Genomic DNA, 17,267 nt, shown 5'->3' with positions numbered 1-17,267 from the left:
TAAATTTGCCATTAAAATAGAATGCCGTATATTTGCAAACTATTTTAATAAAATATAAACACTATGTATGCAATTGTAGAGATAGCAGGGCAGCAATTCAAAGTTGCAAAAGACCAAAAAGTGTTTGTTCACCGTCTAAAAGATGACGAAGGTGCTAACGTATCTTTTGATAAAGTTCTTTTATTTTCAGATGGAGACCAAACTACTGTTGGCGCCCCGGTTATAGACGGTGCTAAAGTCGATGCCAAAGTCGTCAAGCACTTGAAAGGAGATAAAGTTATTGTCTTCAAAAAGAAAAGAAGAAAAGGTTACCGTAAGAAAAATGGTCATCGCCAGTATCTAACTGAGCTTATGATTGAAAATATTGCACTTACAGGTGGATCTTCTTCATCTGAAAAATCTTCTAAGAAAACTGAAGAGAAAAAAGAGACTAAAGCCAATAACGATTTGAGCAAGCACACTGTTGCTGAGCTTAAAGAAATGGCTAAAGAGCAAGGACTTGAAGGTTATTCTTCAATGAAAAAAGCGGAACTTGTTGAAGCTTTAAGTAAGTAAAAAAATTAAACACTAAAATTCAAAAAACATGGCACATAAGAAAGGTGTTGGTAGTTCCAAAAACGGAAGAGAATCAGAATCAAAACGATTAGGCGTTAAGATTTTTGGTGGACAGCCAGCTACAGCCGGAAATATTATCGTGAGACAAAGAGGGACAGCTCACAAACCAGGTGACAATGTTTACGCTGGAAAAGATCATACTTTACATGCTAAAATTGATGGAATTGTGCACTTTAAGAAAACTAAAGATGATAAATCTTTCGTTTTTGTAGAGCCTTTTCAAGCATAATAATTAGAATAAAGCATTAATAAAAAAGCTGAAATTTTTAGAATTTCAGCTTTTTTTATGTCTAATTTCGAATTATTTTTTTAAAACCAAGCTTGCCAAGGAATTCTCGATAACATCAGTAATAAAGCTAGTGCGTAGAAAATTGCAATTGTTCTGAATTTTTTATTAGAAGAAAGTTTCTTTTTATGCTTGCTATATCCAACTGTGATTAGAACGATACTAATAATCATTGTTAAAGGATGTTCAACCAAATAAAGTCTTAAAGTCGAATCTTTCATCACAGCGCCCATTCCTTGCTCTGAAAATGCGGCAAAATATGGCTGAACAAAATATAAAACCAAACCAATAAGCAGTTGAAGGTGGGATACAATTAATGTAAATAATGAAATTCTAAAATCCTGAGGTCCAAAAGGCTTTTTGGCTAAAGTTTTGAAAATTGCATTGAATGTGGCTAAAATTAAAACCAGTAAAACTAAATAAGCCCAGTAAGAATGGACAATCTGAACGACTTCGTACATCATAATTAGTGTTTTTTATTTTTCATCAAATAATGCCTTTAATTCTGTGGCATCTTTAGGTTCCATTTTTCCAGCCAAAACCAAACTGAGCTGCTTTCTTCTTAAAGCAGCATCGTAACGTTCTTTTTCAAGTTTGGTTTGTGGTTCCAGCTTTGGAACTGGCACTGGGTTTCCTGTATCATCTACAGCTACAAAAGTATAAATCGCCTCGTTAGCTTTGGTCTTTCTTCCGCTTTCTCGGTCTTCAATCCAAACATCTAAAAAAATCTCCATAGATGTTTTAAAGTTTCTGGAAACTTTGGCTTCAACAGTAACAACACTGCCTAAAGGTACAGCTTTGTTGAATGCAACATGGTTTACAGATGCAGTGACAACTATTCTTCGAGAATGTCTTCTGGCTGCAATACTGGCAGCACGATCCATTCTGGCTAGAAGTTCTCCTCCAAATAAATTATTCAAAGGATTCGTCTCGCTTGGTAAGACCAAGTCTGTCAAAATAGTTTTAGAATCTTCTGGATATTTAGTTTCCATAAAAGTTTTTGGCAAAGATAGTATTTGTTGTGTTAAGCCGAGCTTAAAGTTCGTTTACAAACAGCCAAGCGTCTGGGTTTTCTGAGCGTTTCACTTGGCGTAAAGTTAGAAGAGCTTTATTTTCATCTACAAAACTTTCAAAAACAACTTGGTGTAAACCATATTTATTTTCACCAATAACTTTGGCGTTATAGCCTTTGTTTTGAAGAATATTCACTTTCTTATCCGCATTTGATTTAACTCTAAATGCACCAGCAATCACATGGTATTTTGGCTTCAGTTTATCTTCTACTTTTGAGTCTATTTCAATTTCATTTATGCCAAAATTAACAGAAAAATTGGCGCTTTGTATTTTATCTTGAATTAAACGCTCTGCCTTTTTAGCCTCGCTCAAATTGTGGTCTTCTACGTGATTTTGATATTGAAAAAATCCAGCAAAACCAGCCAATCCTAGTGCTAAAATTCCAACTGCTGCATACTTTAAATAAGGTTTTGGTTTAATTTCCTCAGTTGCATCTAACTGTTCATTTGAATTTGGAACTTCATCAACTTCTTTGTTTGGTTTCAGTTCATGCTGAAAATCAACAACTTTTCCATAAACCTTTTCAATTTCAAGAGTTTCCATACCATAGGAATCTAGAAGGTAATTTTCTTCGGTATTCGGTTCGAAAACAAGTTTGTCTGATTTGTCAATTAGAAATACACCGATGCTATCTAGTTCTATTTTTTGTTGCTCGTCTAAAGCTAAAAAAATATCTTCAACAAAATTTTTGATTTTTTGTTTTGCATCTGAAAAGGAAATATTTTCCGATTTCGCAATATATTCTGTCAATAAACCATCTTGGTTTTTTACCTGTCTATTGAATGAAATTTGCTTTTTTGGTGGCAAAAATTTTGACTCTTCAGCATTGAGTTCAGCTGAAATGCGCTGTGTGATAAATGCACCGAAATCGGGCACGATAACACATTCGTATCTGTATAATAAGGCTTTTATATAATCTTCAACTCTCATAAAAACAAAGTTAATTGTTTTCTTAAGAAAATAACAAAAGCATGATTATATTTTTTGAAAAATAATTTCCGTGTGGGGCTTTTTCAACTTAGTTCATGCATACGAGAAAATAGCCTAAAACTTAAATTTTACTCCAGAATATATACCAAAGAAATAAGGTTTGAATTCTGTGGTATTTGCCTCGAAGGTATTGATTTGATATTTGAATTTTGGCTCTAAATTAAGTGACCATTTTTCAGAAAAATTATAATCTAACCCCATCCCAAAATTTGCACTAAAACTTGTGTTGTTCATATTGTTGGCAGAGCCAAGCTGTGAAACACCTTCGTTGGTTTCCAGTAATACATCGTTTTTGGTAAGCAAAAACGTACTTGCGCCTCCCAAAATATTTAAGCCGAATTTTTTGTCAAAAATATTGTATTGTATTTCTAAAGGAATTTCCAAGAAACCAAGTTCGTGATTCAAAGCACCGCTTTCTGACAAACCACGACTTCCATTAGAATCTAACTGATCAAAACTTTCTTGACTCATAATTCCATAAATAGCAATTTCACTTCCTGATAAATTACTGGCTTGGGTCGTACGAAAAAGGCCAGAAACCACCACGTTATTTGTTCCGTAGCCCATCGCGACTTGGTTGATTCCTGATCGAATTTTTATTCGTTTATTGATTTGAAATGCAAGATTTACACCATAAGACACGTTTGCATTACTAGAAGTTTTTCCATTTAGATTGCTAGCAACTGCATTGCCTCCATTTATGGAATTCATGAAAATAGGCGCTAGATTTGGTTGTAATTCCCAGCGATTTTTTAATTTATTTTCTGATTTATTTTCTTTTCTTTTGTTCAGGTTTTCAATTTCTGCAGCAACTTCAACAAGTGACTTTTTCTGTGTTTGTGTATTGGTAGCTAAACTTGTTTCGAAATTTAAATGATTTCCAGGTAGCAAATCATAATTTGAATTTTCAAGAGAAAATATCGGCTCAGTTTTTTCTTTAAATTGATTTGACTCAACATTGCGTTTTGAAACAGATTTTTTTGAATTTTGAACTTGAGACTTGTCAAAAATGGTCGCCAAATCAATATTTTTCAATTTATTATTGAAATTTGAAATATTTTTTTCAAGTGAAGAAAAGCTAAATTTATTCTGGAAAATTTCTATTTTACTTCCTGAAATATTTTTAAGCGGCCTCAGATTATTTTCTTCTACTGAAACTGAATTTTCATCACTGAATTTTGATTGATTAACTAAGCCTATTGAAAAAAATAAAGCTAAAATAGCCGCAACAGAAGCTGCTTTCCACCAAATTGGCAGCATTTTTCGACGAGTGTTTTTGCCATTTAGCTTAGCTTCAATATTTTTCCATAAATCTGGTGGAGGAGAAGCTTCAAAATCCTTGAATTTCTCCTGAAATAAACGATCTATGTTTTTTGAATTGCACATCTATTCAGCTTGACGTTTTATTTTATATTCTTGACTGGCCTCTATTTTGCGTTTCAGAATATCTCTTGCTCTGGAGAGATTCGACTTTGAAGTGCCTTCAGAGATATTTAGTTTGCTTGCAATTTCACGATGTGAAAAACCATCTAACACGTACAGATTGAAAACCAGTCGGTATCGATTTGGTAACGATTGAATGCATTCTAACAGATATGCAAGGGATATTTCATCTTCTTCAACATAAATTTCTTTGGCTTGCAAGGCTTCTTCATTAATCAACTCGAAGACTTTTTGTTGTCGATATTTCTGAAGCGTTGTGTTGATTACTATTCGCTTCATCCAACCTTCGAATGAGCCTTTATGTTGGTATTGTTCAATTTTCTGGAAAATCTTAATAAAAGCATCTTGCAGATTGTCTTGCGCTTCTGCGTAGTTTTTAGAATATTTTAGACTTAAACTAAAAAGCTTATCAGAATACAAATCATACAAGGATTTCTGAGCAGAAATCTCTTGCTTTTTGCATTGCTTGATAAGCTTTTTTATGTTCATAATTTATTCTGTGACTTCAACTTCAACTTCTATAAAAGTGTATCCATTTTCATTAGTATTTGAAAAAAACTTAATCACGAAATCATCTTCAAAATCATTTTCAAAATTCAAGATTTCTGTAATTTCTTCAGGATCATCATCAGCGCATGTTCCGTCATCTACATATCTTGTGGTTGCAGAATAATAGATTTCATTTTCATTTCTTTCTACCAAATCGAATCTTAGAAAAGTATGACATTCAGTTGTTTTTTCTAAGGTGACTTCAAGTGGGTAACTTTTCCCAGTAACCATAGTGGTTGGCGCTGAAACATCCAAGATTGGAACAGCCTGAGTCGTTTCAAAACTATAACCATCATCATCAATGCTACAAGATAAAGTGATTAATGAAATTGAAAGCAACGCTATTTTTAAAAAATTTTTAAGCATATAATCTTTTATTTTTAGATGTACAAAATATAAAAACGTTGCGTCAAACTTTAGATATTGAATTTAAGCCGAATAACTATTCTTCTTTTGACACTTTAATAGCCTCTACAATCTTGTGTTCCAACTCTTCCATTAGATCAGGATTATCTAAAAGCAATGTTTTTACAGCATCCCGGCCTTGGCCAAGTTTTGTATCTTCATAGCTAAACCAAGAACCAGCTTTTTTGATTATTTCGTAATCGACACCAATATCTATAATTTCTCCAATTTTCGAAATTCCCGTGCCATACATAATATCAAATTCTGCCATTTTGAACGGTGGCGCAACCTTATTTTTAACAACTTTGACACGAGTTTTGTTACCCATTACATCGCTGTTGCTGTTTTTGATTTGTGTAGAACGTCTAATATCCAGCCTCACTGAAGCGTAAAATTTTAATGCATTTCCACCAGTCGTAGTTTCTGGATTTCCGAACATTACACCAATTTTTTCACGCAGTTGATTGATGAAAATGACTGTACAATTAGTTTTACTTATTGTAGACGTCATTTTTCTTAAGGCTTGAGACATCAATCTTGCATGGAGTCCCATTTTGGAATCTCCCATTTCACCTTCAATTTCGCTTTTTGGTGTCAATGCAGCTACAGAGTCAATGACAATAATATCTATAGCGCCGGAACGAATTAAGTTTTCAGTTATTTCAAGAGCCTGTTCACCATGATCTGGCTGAGAAATAATTAAATTATCGATATCGATATTAAGGTTTTTAGCATAAGTCCTGTCAAACGCATGTTCAGCATCAATAAATGCTGCAATTCCCCCTGCTTTTTGAGCTTCAGCTATAGCATGAAGTGTCAAGGTAGTTTTACCAGAAGATTCTGGACCATAAATTTCGACGACTCTTCCACGTGGGTAACCGCCAACACCAAGTGCTAAATCCAAACCTAAAGATCCTGAGGATATCGAGTCAACATCTTGAACAGCCTGATCACTCATTTTCATAACTGTACCTTTACCATAGGTTTTGTCCAGTTTATCTAGTGTAAGTTGAAGCGCTTTTAACTTCGCATCTTTTTCTTTTGCATCTTTTGCCATAAAATTTAATTGAGATTGATTTTTGTAAAAATAGTATTTCTTTTTTAATATTGAAGCTGAATCACGCAACCATTGTCCAATTTTGCGTCTTCAAATTAAAATATATAAATATTGAAATTTCTTATTAAAACATCTATAATAAATTCCTGCGGCGGGTCAATCACTTTTTTGACAGTTTGCAGTTGTAAAATTGACGGGGGCTGACGTTGTTTTGTTTTTGATTGATAATTATTGAATTAAAAATGTATAACAACGAATTAGCCACCCTTGTTGTTTTTACAACATTTTAGAAAAAGCACCGAGAAATCGGTGCTTTTTTCAATTTTATTTATTAACAATTTTTTGAGGTACTTAAATATGTTTATATTAATTTTGCACGCCCTAACAGCTTGGCTATGAAGACAAGTGTTTTCTTTGAAACACTAGTGATAGATTATTTTGTTCCTGTGTTAATGATCTTGTTTACAAGTGTTGTTGTCCTATTATTTCTGAATAGATTTTCTATTACAATTAGGGATTTCAAAAACAGAAAAAATAAAAGAAAAATTAATACTTTCTTGCCAGAGATTATCTACGGCGGTTATTCTGAACTCAAAGCTAATATAGAAATAGAAAAATTCAAACGCAGTGTTCCTCACATTAAGTTCTGGTTTAAAGAATTATTGATTAGTTCAATGATAGAATTTAAAACAAACTTGAAAGGTCTAGATGGACAAAAGTTTTATAACATTTATGAAGCATTTTCTTTAAACAAACACAGTTATAGTTTTCTAAAACATCCGATCAATTTTTATAAGAAAAAAGGAATCTATCAATTACAAATGATGGATTACAAACCAGCTGCAAAACAACTAGAACATTATATGTTTCATGCCAATCAAAAACTAAGTGCGAATGCATTGTTAGCCTTTATAATGTTGTCCGGAAAAGATATTTCATTTCTAATAAATATAGATTATGAACTTTCTTATGCAAAAGAAATAGAAATTCTCGGCATCTGTAAAACAAGGAAATTGAGAAGACCTAAACTGCTTAGAAAGTTTTTAACTTCTGAAAATAATTTTATTGTAAGAGTTGGCCTTCATTTAGTTGTATATTATAATGCTTCTGACCTTGAGTCTGAGATTACAAACTGCATCGACCACCAAAATCCTGTGGTAAGAAAATTAGCTTACGTGGCTTTGGGTAACCTTTTCCTAGTTGAAAAGGCAGACGATATGCTTGCTAAATATAATAATGAAACAAAAGCCAACCAAACGCAAATTATTATGAGCCTTGGTAAAATAGGAGACCAAAATCATTTGGAATTTCTAAAAAATCGTCTTTTAGAAAGCAATTGGAATGAAATCGAAATTGCACGAACCATACAATCGATAGATTCAGAGTTTTTAACAAGCTTATCTTTCAATAATCAAAGAATAGAAAGCCTAAAAAGACACACAGACGAACCTTTACTAAAATGATAGAATATTTTTCAATTTTTTTATATTGGTTTGAATACTTCATCGCTGTATTCATGGCTTCCTATATTTTATTTTATTTGGTAATGGCGGTTTTTTCTTATTTGGCTATCAATAGGAATCTTGAAGAAAAATATGAATTGCCGAACGATATGATGCTCAAGTCCAACCAAGTACTTGGTGTTTCTGTCGTAGCACCAGCTTACAATGAAAGTGCGAATATTGTTTACAATGTAAAATCTTTACTCTCTCTACGTTACCCAAAATTTGAAGTTGTCATTATAAACGACGGTAGCACCGATGACACATTGGAAAAACTTATTAAAAATTTTGACCTCAAAAAAGTAGATTTTCACTACGAAGAACAAGTAATTACGAAACCAGTTCGTGGACATTACAAATCTACAAATCCCATATATCACAAACTTCTGGTTGTTGACAAAATCAATGGAGGTTCTAAAGCAGATGCTTCGAATGCCGGGGTAAATTCCTGCCGCTATCCAATCTTTATCTGTACCGATGTAGACTGTATTTTGAAAAAAGACACCATCACAAAACTCGTTCATCCTTTTATGAATGAAAAAAAGCGAGTGATTGCAACTGGCGCAGGAATCAGAATTTCAAACAGTTGTGAAGTTAAAGAAGGCAGTTTGAAAAAGGTAAAATTTCCAAAAGAAATGTTTCCTCGCTTCCAAGAATTAGAATATGTTCGTGCATTTTTATTTGGTAGAATGGCGTGGAGCAGAATAAATGGTTTGCTTCTCGTTTCTGGTGGTTTAGGTATGTTTGAAAAGAAAACTTTTTTTGAAGTTGGCGGATATTGGCATGCATCTCTCGGTGAAGACATGGAGCTTATTACCAGAATGCGGAAATTAATGCATGAGAGAAAAGAAGAATTTTCAATAAAATATATCGCCGAATCACTTTGCTGGACGGAAGTTCCGGCTACCAAAGAAATCTTGATTAGGCAACGTGCACGTTGGGGCAGAGGTCTAATCCAGACTTTGAAACTTCATAGGAAAATATTTTTTAATCCTAAATATGGCATTACAGGTTTGCTGGTTTATCCATATTTTGTTTTTTTTGAATTTTTAGTGCCAATTGTTGAACTTTTGGGTTTAATTGTAATTATTATATCTTTATTCATCATAGATGTAAACGTTGACTTTTTGCTATGGATGACTCTGACAATTTATTTATTTTTCCAAACCATTACATTAATATCTATTTTGATAGATGAGTATTTGTTTAGAAATTATAGCAGTTTAAGAGAAATTTTAATTTTAATAACCATGTCAATGGTAGAGCCTCTTGTTTATCATCCAGTAAATACATATGCTTATCTAAAAGGATATTGGTTATTTTTACGAAAAAAAGAATCTAAGTGGGGAGAGATGAAAAGGCGAGGGTTTAATGATGTCGATTTAAGCAAAAGTTAATATGAAAAATATACTGAATTATAATATTCTAGCCTTGGTTTTAGTCGTTTTGGTTTTCCAAAACAAATCCTTTGCACAAGAAATTAATGTTGATTCACTTCTATATGAAACCATTGATTTATTGAAAGAAAAAGAATATGAGCAAGTGAAAATTAATGCGAAGAAAGCATTGAAAATTGCTCCAGATTATCTCGATTACAATTTAGTTTTAGGAAGGGCGCAAGAAATGACAGGCGAGATCGACAAAGCTCGCCAAAATTATGAGCTCATTATCAGCCAAAATACCGATTATAAAGCTGCATTTTTTTACCTTTTTAATTTAGAATTTCAGGCAGAAAATTACCAAAAAGCAAAAGAAGTTAGCGAAGCAGCAATCAAGCATCACCCGGAAGAAGATGGATTTTATTTCAAGAAACTTTCCACATTTCAGCCATTGGATGATTTACAAGGTGAGTACACTTTCATCAAAGAAATTCAACCAAGATTTCCTGAAAATAACGATTTAAGTAGGCGATTAATAAATCTTGAACTTCGCTTCGATTTTGATATCGCAGGAGTAAACTATAGTTTAACGAATTTTGATAGAGAAAATGTTGGTCCATGGCATTTGGTAAGCTTACAATATATTAGACAAAGAAAATGGGGATCGCTTGGTGCTCGTGTCAATTATGCAAACCGACTTTCTAACGGAAACAGCATAGGAAATGGCTTGCAATACGAATTGGAATCTTACTTTTTTACAGGAAAAAAAAGCTACAGTTACGTCGGTGGCGCTTACAGCAATGATCAAGTATTTCCTACCTGGCGTTTTGGATTTTCCTATTTTCAATATTTTGGTAAAGGCTGGGAAGCAGACCTTGGTGGAAGATATAATAAGGCTTTCGATGGTCGAGAATTCTATACAGCAGCTTTGGGACTCAATAAGTATTTAGGTTCTTACTGGATTTATTTAAGATCTTATTTAATGACCGAAAAAGAGGATTATTATCCAGCTTTCACTTTGACAACACGATATTATTTGGACACAAGATTCGATTATATTGCTTTAATTTTAGGTTACGGAACTTCACCCGATGAACGCTCGACTTTAGGTCAATTTCAAAGTCGAGTTGCAACCGAATCTTATCGTGCAAATCTTGGATATTTTAGGATGATTGGACAAAATTATTTAGTTGGCATTCAGGGCGGTTACAATAACCAAGAGTTTTTACCAAATCGCTTTCAAAATGAATTTGAATTATTTGTAAGTTTACAATACAAATTCAACTAAATGCTACAACGTTTTCTAATTCTTTTCACAACCTTTAGTGTGACGCTGACTTTAAATTCTCAAGACATTCCGGTTTTTGATTCAGAAGAATTTCAACTTAGTTTATATTCTACAGAATCTGCCAGACAAGCTTCGGTTGATTTGAATCATTATTTTTCTGAAGTTTTAGGCCAAACCATAAATGTGACAGCAGTAGAAGAAAATAACCAAATTCTGCTCTCGATCAACACCAAAACTTTAAATGAAATCACTTTTGAAATTTCATCTGATTCAGAAAATATAAGGATTACTGGTGGGAGTCCGAAATCCCTACAGCGTGGAATCGCTTTCTTTTTAGAATCCATCGGAATCATAAAAATTACAGAAATGGATTGGTTTTTGAAATCAAATCGAAGGCTAACTTTTCCAAGTCATTTTTATAAAAAATCTGAACCTGATTTTGTTTATCGATACCTCTATTATCCAGGAAATTTCAACGAAAAATTTAGAAATTGGTATCAGCTAGACCAAATTGAAGAGGATTTTGGTGTTTGGGGACATAGCTTTTATAAACTGATGCCACCTAAAGATTATTTTGAAAATCAGCCCGAATTATTTGCCTTATATGAAGGTGAAAGAAACCCAGGTTCTATTTGCTATACGAATTCTGAAACCAAAGCTATTTTCAAAACTGAACTTACAAAAATCATACAAGAACATCCTAATTCTGAATTTTTTTCGGTTAGTCAAAACGACGATGCCATTTATTGTCAATGTGATGAATGTGAAAAACTAAATTCAAAATTTGGCGAAGAGCGTGGTGCACATTATGTTTTTTTGAATGAATTAGCAAAAGCTTTCCCATCTCAAAATTTGATGTCTTTAGCCTATTTGCACACTTCAAAACCGCCAGAAAATTTACATTTAGTACATAATTTACACATTATTTATTGTCCGATTAGTCTAAATCGTGGCAGAAGTTTTGCCGATGACCCGCGAAGTGCTGGAATGAGATCGATTTTGAAAAATTGGAATTCAACAACAGAAAATCTTTATTTTTGGGATTATACGGTTCAATTTACAGATTATTTCTCAGCTTTTCCCAATATTCATACGTTTCAAAAAAACTATGATTATCTCAAATCCGAGGGTGTCAAAGGCATTTTTAGCCAAGGTTCAGCAGATATTCCTTCACATTTTTACGAATTGCGGCAATATTTATTAGCCAATCTGATGCTGAATACCGAAATGAATTTGGATGATGAAATCTCGAATTTTATGAAGATGTATTACGGTAATGCTGCAGACCATATTTTGGATTACTTCAATCTTTTAACCGCAAACCAGATCAATTCCAATTCATATTTGGATATTTATGATAACCCAGTTGAACAAATTAGTACTTTTCTGAGTCCAGAACAAATGTCAGAATACAATCAAATTATTCTTAAGGCCGAAACTGCTGTAAGTGACAAACCAAAATTTTTCGATCGTGTGAAAGATTTGCGTTATTCACTAGAATACACCTATTTCCAGCAATCCAAATTTTTCGGAAAAGACCAACACGGTATGTTTGTGAAAAAACCTTCTGAAGATGGTTTCGAAGTTCGACCAAATCTCACAAATCGTGTGGCCGATTTTACAGATTATTTAAATGCCAAAGGCGTTTATGAAATTGCAGAAATGGGACTGAGTCCAGATGAATATTTTCAGCATTGGAAAGAAATTGTCACTTACGCCAATATTAGTCCAAAAGCTAAAAAAGCATCAGTGAAATTATTGACAAAACCTAGCGAAGTTTTCAATGGAAAAGGCGCATACAGTCTGGTCGATGGCATCCGTGCCTACAAGGATTTCAGCATCAACTGGATCGGTTGGTACGGCAACGATGCAGAAATTCAAATAGATATTGATGATATTCAGGCGCAAAGACTTAGAATAAATTTCTTGGAAGACCAAAGACATTGGATTTTTACACCTAAGAAAGCTATTCTTTTTGGTTTGAAAGATGATCGAAAAATAAAAATCGAAACTTTAAATTTTCCTGAAGCGTCAGAAAATTATGAAGTTAATATTGTTTCTAAGAATTTCACCCATTCCAATTTAAATAATTTTGATAGTTTTATCCTTGAAATTCAAAACCGAGATGAATTACCTTCGTGGCGGAAACGAAAACATAAACAACCGATGTTTATGATCGACGAAATTGAAATTTATTAAATAATGAAAACCAAAATCTTAGTTGTTGAAGACGACGAATTGACTATAAAAATTGTTGATTTCGTCCTTAAGAAAAATAATTTTGAAGTTGTAACTGCCAAAGATGGTGCAGATGCAATCAAAAGGTTTGATAAAATTAAACCCGATTTGGTAATTGCAGACATTATGTTACCTTTTAAATCTGGTTTAGAAGTTGCTCAACATGTTAAAAATACTTCACCAAATACACCAATTGTGATTTTGTCTTCTCTGGGTGAAGAAGAATCTACTGTTGAAGACGCTTTTGAGCTTAATGTAGACGATTTCATTAGTAAACCTTTTTCTCCAAACGAATTACTTCTGCGCATCAAACGTTTATTGAGATAGATGCGTAAATTTTCCCCTAATTTGTTTTTTTGATTTAGTTGAAGAAGTTTTACATTTGCAAAAATATATTTAATTTTTTTCTTTTAACTTAAATCAAGTATAGCATGCAACTGTACAATAAATTAAGCGCAAAAGAAAGAGAAGCACTAATTGAAAAAGCCGGTGAAGAGCGGCTGACGCTTTCTTTCTACAAATACACCAAGATTCTGAATCCCAATTTATTCAGAAATTATCTTTTTATCAATTGGCATGAAATGGATGTTCTGGGACGAATTTACGTCGCCCACGAAGGCATCAATGCTCAACTTTCTGTACCAGCCAAACGATTCGACGAATTCAAAAAATTCTTAGACGAAATTGATTTCCTTAAGAATGTCAGACTCAATATCGCAATCGAACAAGATAATAAAGCTTTTTTGAAGCTGAAAGTAAAAGTTCGTTCCAAAATTGTTGCCGATGGCCTCAACGACGAAACTTTCGATGTCACCAATAGAGGTGTTCACGTTGACGCCCAAAAATTCAACGAACTTATAGAAGATCCGAATACTGTATTGGTTGATATGCGAAACCATTATGAAAGTGAAATCGGACATTTTAAAAATGCAGTCACACCAAATGTAGATACTTTTAGAGAATCTCTAGACATTATTGAAGCCGATTTGCGCGAGCACAAAGAAGACAAAAACTTAGTGATGTATTGCACAGGTGGAATTCGTTGCGAAAAAGCCAGTGCATACTATAAACACAAGGGTTTCAAAAATGTATTTCAACTTGAAGGCGGCATTATAGAATACACTCGACAAGTAAAAAGTAAAAATCTAGATAACAAATTCTTCGGTAAAAATTTTGTCTTCGACCAAAGGTTAAGCGAAAAAATTTCTGATGATGTTATTGCCAATTGCCACCAATGCGGAAAACCTTGCGATACACATATCAATTGTGCTAACGACGCTTGCCATTTGCTATTTATTCAGTGTGAAGAATGTGCCGAAAAAATGGAAAGCTGTTGTTCTGTAGAATGTCAGGAAATTATTCAATTATCTGAAGAAGAACAGAAAAAATTGCGCGCTGGAAAAAGCAATAGTAACAGAATTTTCAAAAAAGGACGCTCGCCTGTTTTGAAGTTTAAAATGGCTTAAAACTTTTTTACCAAACACACTCAAGTTGTAGATTTTTCAACTTGAGAGTGTTTTTTCTTTTTTTTCCTGTTGGAAATATAAACTCCAATCAAAATTACCACGCCAGCACCAAGCTGAAATAAGTTAAATTCTTCTCCATCTAAAAAACCCCAAAATAAAGCCACAACTGGTATCAAATAAGTTACTGAAGTTGAAAAAACTGGATTCGAAAGTTGAATCAATCGATTGAATAAAATTTTGGCGAGTGCAGTTCCTAGAAGTGCTAAAACCGACACATAAAGAATAGAAGTTTTCACTTCTTCCTGAATTAAAAATTCTGAATTGAAAAAATCAGAAAAATATAGGATGACTAAAGACGGCGGAATTAAAACCAAAAATGAACCCGTTGCAATGCCTAAAGCTGATATTTGTTCTAAGTAAGTTTTCAAAATATTTGCATTGAAAGCATACATTAATGAGGCGACAACTGGTAAAATGGCAAACCAGTAATTTTGATTTGGATTCAAAGATGCGCCAGCGAAAATAAGCAAACCTGAACCTAAAAGTCCAATCACAACACCGATGAACTGCTTTTTGAAAAATCTTGCGCCAAAAAATGAAATTCCCACAATCAATGCTAGTAGTGGCACGGTAGAGTTTAAAATAGAAGCTATGGCACTGTCAATTTCAGTTTCAGCATAAGAAAATAACAGAGTTGGAAACATGGTTCCTATAAATCCTGAAATGGTAATCCAAATCCATTGTTTAGATTGAATTTGTTTGATTTTTTTGAAACCAATTATTCCTAAGAAAATTCCTGTAATTAAAACCCGTAATGCTGTAAGTTGAATTGGCGTTAAACCAATCAAGCCTTTTTTGATGAGTATAAATGAACTTCCCCATAAGAAAGCTAATGAAAACAGGAAAATCCACTTTAAGTAATTTGCATTCAAACCAAACTTTTTTGCAAAAGTCAGGTTTAAAATTCATTTCCTTGATAAATTCGGGTTAAATAAAATGATTTCAAAATCAATAAAATTGATTGTGATTCTTCAATCAAAAAAAATTAGAATAAACTTATTTTGAAGATTTCCATTCTACACTTTCCATGAGGTGCCGAATATCTTTTTTAATATAATCTGCCGCTGGCAAAATTGAGTCGTAATTTGGTCTGGCTTCAAAATAAATAGAACCGGTTAGGAAGTGATTTGTGCTGTCGGTAACGTAAAACTGTGCTTGAGAAGCTGCATCTCCTTCAACTTCATAAAAATTGCCAAATGTATTTTTCTCGAAATTTTCATAAATACTTGCTTCAATAGCATCGGCTTTTATAGTGTGTTTTTCAGGTAGTTTTTGGGCGTCAATCAGCAATTTTCGCAAATTTTTTTCTACAGGTCGATAGGTGATGTAAATCATCGCATCCATGTTTGGATAATCCAGATTGAAAGCACAATTTTGACTGGATTTTCCGGTTTTAATTTGGGCATATTTATTTTTTTCAAACACGAAAGGACAGTCCAAATTAATTTTTTTGTATTCTGGTTTTGGATATTCCAAGGCCAAAAAACCATCAGGTTTTGGCTGTGGATCTTCTTGACAAGCTGAAATTATAACTGCTAAACAGCTAATCAGTAAAATTTTCGTCTTCATTTTGTACTTCATTTATCTTTACTTTTAGTTGGACGATGCGTTTACTATCCACGACTTCAACAGTAAAGTCAAAATTTTCAAATTTTATGACTTGTCCTTTTTTAGGAAAGCCTTTTGCGGATTCTAAGACAAAACCCGCCAGAGTTTCAGCTTCTCCTTTAGAAGCTTCAAAATCTTCTTCGATGTCTTCGCCAATTTTTACGATTTTATAAAAATATTTCAAAGGTGTTTTTCCTTCAAAAATAAAAGTAGCGTCATCTAGTTTTGAATATATAATATCTTCATCATCGAATTCATCGCTAATGTCTCCAACGATTTCTTCTATGATGTCTTCAAGAGAAATTAAACCACTCGTCCCACCATATTCGTCTACGACAATTGCGAGATGATTTTTTTGCTCCTGAAAGTCAGTCAGCAAATCATCTAGTTTTTTATTTTCAGGAACAAAATATGGCTCTCGGATTAATTTTTGCCATTCAAATTCTTTCTCTTGGAGATGTGGCAGCAAATCTTTGATGTATAAAATTCCAATAATATTGTCGATATTATCTTCAAAAACAGGAATTCTGGAATAGCCATTTTCCAAAATTTCAGCAACGACTTCAGCGTAGTTTTGATTCTTGTCTAAAGCAAAAATATCAAGTCTTGGTTTCATGACTTGCTTGGTGTCTGTGTTTCCAAACGAAACAATACCTTTCAATATTTTTTTCTCGTCTTTGGAAGTGTCTTCTTCACTTGTCAATTCCAAAGCTTGCGACAATTGGTCGACGCTAAGGTTGCCTTTTTGTTTTCCGAATTTACTCTGAATTTGATTCGTAACCGCTCGCATGGGCAAACTCAATGGGGTTAAAAAACGATCTAAAATATTGAGTGGATACGCCATGAAATGCGCAAATTCTACATTATTTCTATTGGCATAAACCTTTGGAAGGATTTCGCCGAACATCAAAATAAGAAAGGTAACCAAGCCAACATCTATAACGAATTTAAGACTTATTCCAAAAATTAGTGTTTGCATATCGCCGTACAACACATCGCTAATTGAACTGTAAACTAGCACAGACGCAATGTTGATGAAATTATTAGCAATCAAAATAGTTGCTAATAGTTTTTTGGGCTTATCTAGTAAATTGATGATAATCTGCTCTTGTTTCGACACGTTACCATCATTCACATCAAAGTCTGAAGGTTTAAGTGAAAACAAAGCAACCTCTGAACCTGAAATAAGTGCAGAAGCAAATAATAATATCAAGAAAAATACAATCTTGATGATTTCTGAAAATTCAAGGCTAATAAAAAATAAAAGACTCGAGGGGCCGGGTTCCAAAATTAAATAGTTTTTTGTA

18 protein-coding genes are annotated in these 17,267 nt (G+C 33.3%); 8 read left to right on the top strand and 10 right to left on the bottom strand.

Features of this window, described 5'->3' with window-relative positions; genetic code table 11:
• The first annotated feature begins 63 nt into the window (after positions 1-63).
• Both rplU and rpmA read left to right on the top strand, forming a co-directional pair.
• Positions 64-555, top strand: coding sequence for a 50S ribosomal protein L21 (rplU, locus tag EIG86_RS08790; protein WP_127845805.1), 492 nt, complete (start codon positions 64-66; stop codon positions 553-555).
• Positions 556-583: 28 nt separating this feature from the next.
• Positions 584-844: a 50S ribosomal protein L27 gene (gene rpmA / locus EIG86_RS08785; RefSeq protein WP_127845804.1), complete on the top strand. Its 261-nt coding sequence runs from the start codon at positions 584-586 to the stop codon at positions 842-844.
• Between the two features lie 80 nt (positions 845-924).
• On the opposite strand, the gene EIG86_RS08780 is transcribed toward rpmA, so the two are convergent.
• The 7 genes from EIG86_RS08780 to recA form a co-directional block, all read right to left on the bottom strand.
• Positions 925-1,362 carry a hypothetical protein gene (locus EIG86_RS08780; protein WP_127846097.1) on the bottom strand — a complete coding sequence of 146 codons (438 nt, stop codon included), beginning with the start codon at positions 1,360-1,362 and terminating at the stop codon, positions 925-927.
• A 15-nt stretch (positions 1,363-1,377) separates the two neighbouring features.
• Positions 1,378-1,893, bottom strand: coding sequence for an acyl-CoA thioesterase (locus EIG86_RS08775; protein ID WP_127845803.1), 516 nt, complete (start codon positions 1,891-1,893; stop codon positions 1,378-1,380).
• A 43-nt stretch (positions 1,894-1,936) separates the two neighbouring features.
• On the bottom strand, positions 1,937-2,905 hold the full coding sequence (locus EIG86_RS08770; protein WP_127845802.1) for an HU domain-containing protein: 969 nt from the start codon (positions 2,903-2,905) through the stop codon (positions 1,937-1,939).
• A gap of 114 nt (positions 2,906-3,019) precedes the next feature.
• Positions 3,020-4,351 carry a porin family protein gene (locus EIG86_RS08765; RefSeq protein WP_127845801.1) on the bottom strand — a complete coding sequence of 444 codons (1,332 nt, stop codon included), beginning with the start codon at positions 4,349-4,351 and terminating at the stop codon, positions 3,020-3,022.
• Entirely contained in the window at positions 4,352-4,897 is a 546-nt protein-coding gene (locus tag EIG86_RS08760; protein ID WP_127845800.1) for an RNA polymerase sigma factor, read from the bottom strand.
• Positions 4,898-4,900: 3 nt separating this feature from the next.
• Positions 4,901-5,323, bottom strand: coding sequence for a hypothetical protein (locus EIG86_RS08755; RefSeq protein ID WP_127845799.1), 423 nt, complete (start codon positions 5,321-5,323; stop codon positions 4,901-4,903).
• 76 nt (positions 5,324-5,399) lie between these two features.
• Positions 5,400-6,419, bottom strand: coding sequence for a recombinase RecA (gene recA, locus EIG86_RS08750; protein WP_127845798.1), 1,020 nt, complete (start codon positions 6,417-6,419; stop codon positions 5,400-5,402).
• A 395-nt stretch (positions 6,420-6,814) separates the two neighbouring features.
• Between recA and EIG86_RS08745 the strand changes: the two genes are divergently transcribed.
• The 6 genes from EIG86_RS08745 to trhO all read left to right on the top strand — a co-directional run bounded on the left by EIG86_RS08745 (position 6,815) and on the right by trhO (position 14,292).
• A complete protein-coding gene (locus tag EIG86_RS08745; protein ID WP_127845797.1) occupies positions 6,815-7,882 on the top strand; it encodes a HEAT repeat domain-containing protein in 1,068 nt (355 codons plus the stop codon).
• Positions 7,879-9,318, top strand: coding sequence for a glycosyltransferase family 2 protein (locus EIG86_RS08740; protein WP_127845796.1), 1,440 nt, complete (start codon positions 7,879-7,881; stop codon positions 9,316-9,318). The genes EIG86_RS08745 and EIG86_RS08740 overlap by 4 nt, the downstream gene beginning before the upstream one ends.
• Before the next feature lies 1 nt (position 9,319).
• Positions 9,320-10,588: a YaiO family outer membrane beta-barrel protein gene (locus EIG86_RS08735; RefSeq protein WP_127845795.1), complete on the top strand. Its 1,269-nt coding sequence runs from the start codon at positions 9,320-9,322 to the stop codon at positions 10,586-10,588.
• Positions 10,589-12,787 (top strand): DUF4838 domain-containing protein, encoded by a 2,199-nt coding sequence (locus EIG86_RS08730; protein ID WP_127845794.1) that lies wholly within the window; start codon positions 10,589-10,591, stop codon positions 12,785-12,787.
• Positions 12,788-12,790: 3 nt separating this feature from the next.
• Positions 12,791-13,153 carry a response regulator transcription factor gene (locus tag EIG86_RS08725; RefSeq protein ID WP_127845793.1) on the top strand — a complete coding sequence of 121 codons (363 nt, stop codon included), beginning with the start codon at positions 12,791-12,793 and terminating at the stop codon, positions 13,151-13,153.
• A gap of 104 nt (positions 13,154-13,257) precedes the next feature.
• Positions 13,258-14,292: an oxygen-dependent tRNA uridine(34) hydroxylase TrhO gene (gene trhO, locus EIG86_RS08720; protein WP_127845792.1), complete on the top strand. Its 1,035-nt coding sequence runs from the start codon at positions 13,258-13,260 to the stop codon at positions 14,290-14,292.
• A gap of 20 nt (positions 14,293-14,312) precedes the next feature.
• Here the strand turns inward: trhO and EIG86_RS08715 are convergent, their stop codons facing one another.
• From EIG86_RS08715 to EIG86_RS08705, 3 genes are all read right to left on the bottom strand, one after another.
• Positions 14,313-15,224, bottom strand: coding sequence for a DMT family transporter (locus tag EIG86_RS08715; protein WP_127845791.1), 912 nt, complete (start codon positions 15,222-15,224; stop codon positions 14,313-14,315).
• Between the two features lie 124 nt (positions 15,225-15,348).
• Complete coding sequence (gene gldD, locus EIG86_RS08710; RefSeq protein WP_127845790.1) at positions 15,349-15,921, bottom strand: gliding motility lipoprotein GldD; 573 nt, start codon at positions 15,919-15,921, stop codon at positions 15,349-15,351.
• Positions 15,896-17,248 carry a gliding motility-associated protein GldE gene (locus EIG86_RS08705; RefSeq protein ID WP_127845789.1) on the bottom strand — a complete coding sequence of 451 codons (1,353 nt, stop codon included), beginning with the start codon at positions 17,246-17,248 and terminating at the stop codon, positions 15,896-15,898. Before EIG86_RS08705 ends, gldD begins: the two co-directional genes overlap by 26 nt.
• Between the last annotated feature and the right edge of the window lie 19 nt (positions 17,249-17,267).

The organism is Psychroflexus aestuariivivens (genome assembly GCF_004010055.1).
In the GTDB taxonomy this organism is placed as follows: Bacteria; Bacteroidota; Bacteroidia; order Flavobacteriales; family Flavobacteriaceae; genus Psychroflexus; species Psychroflexus aestuariivivens.
Note: the sequence above shows the minus strand (reverse complement) of the source record. Positions and strands in the feature narration are given on the sequence as shown.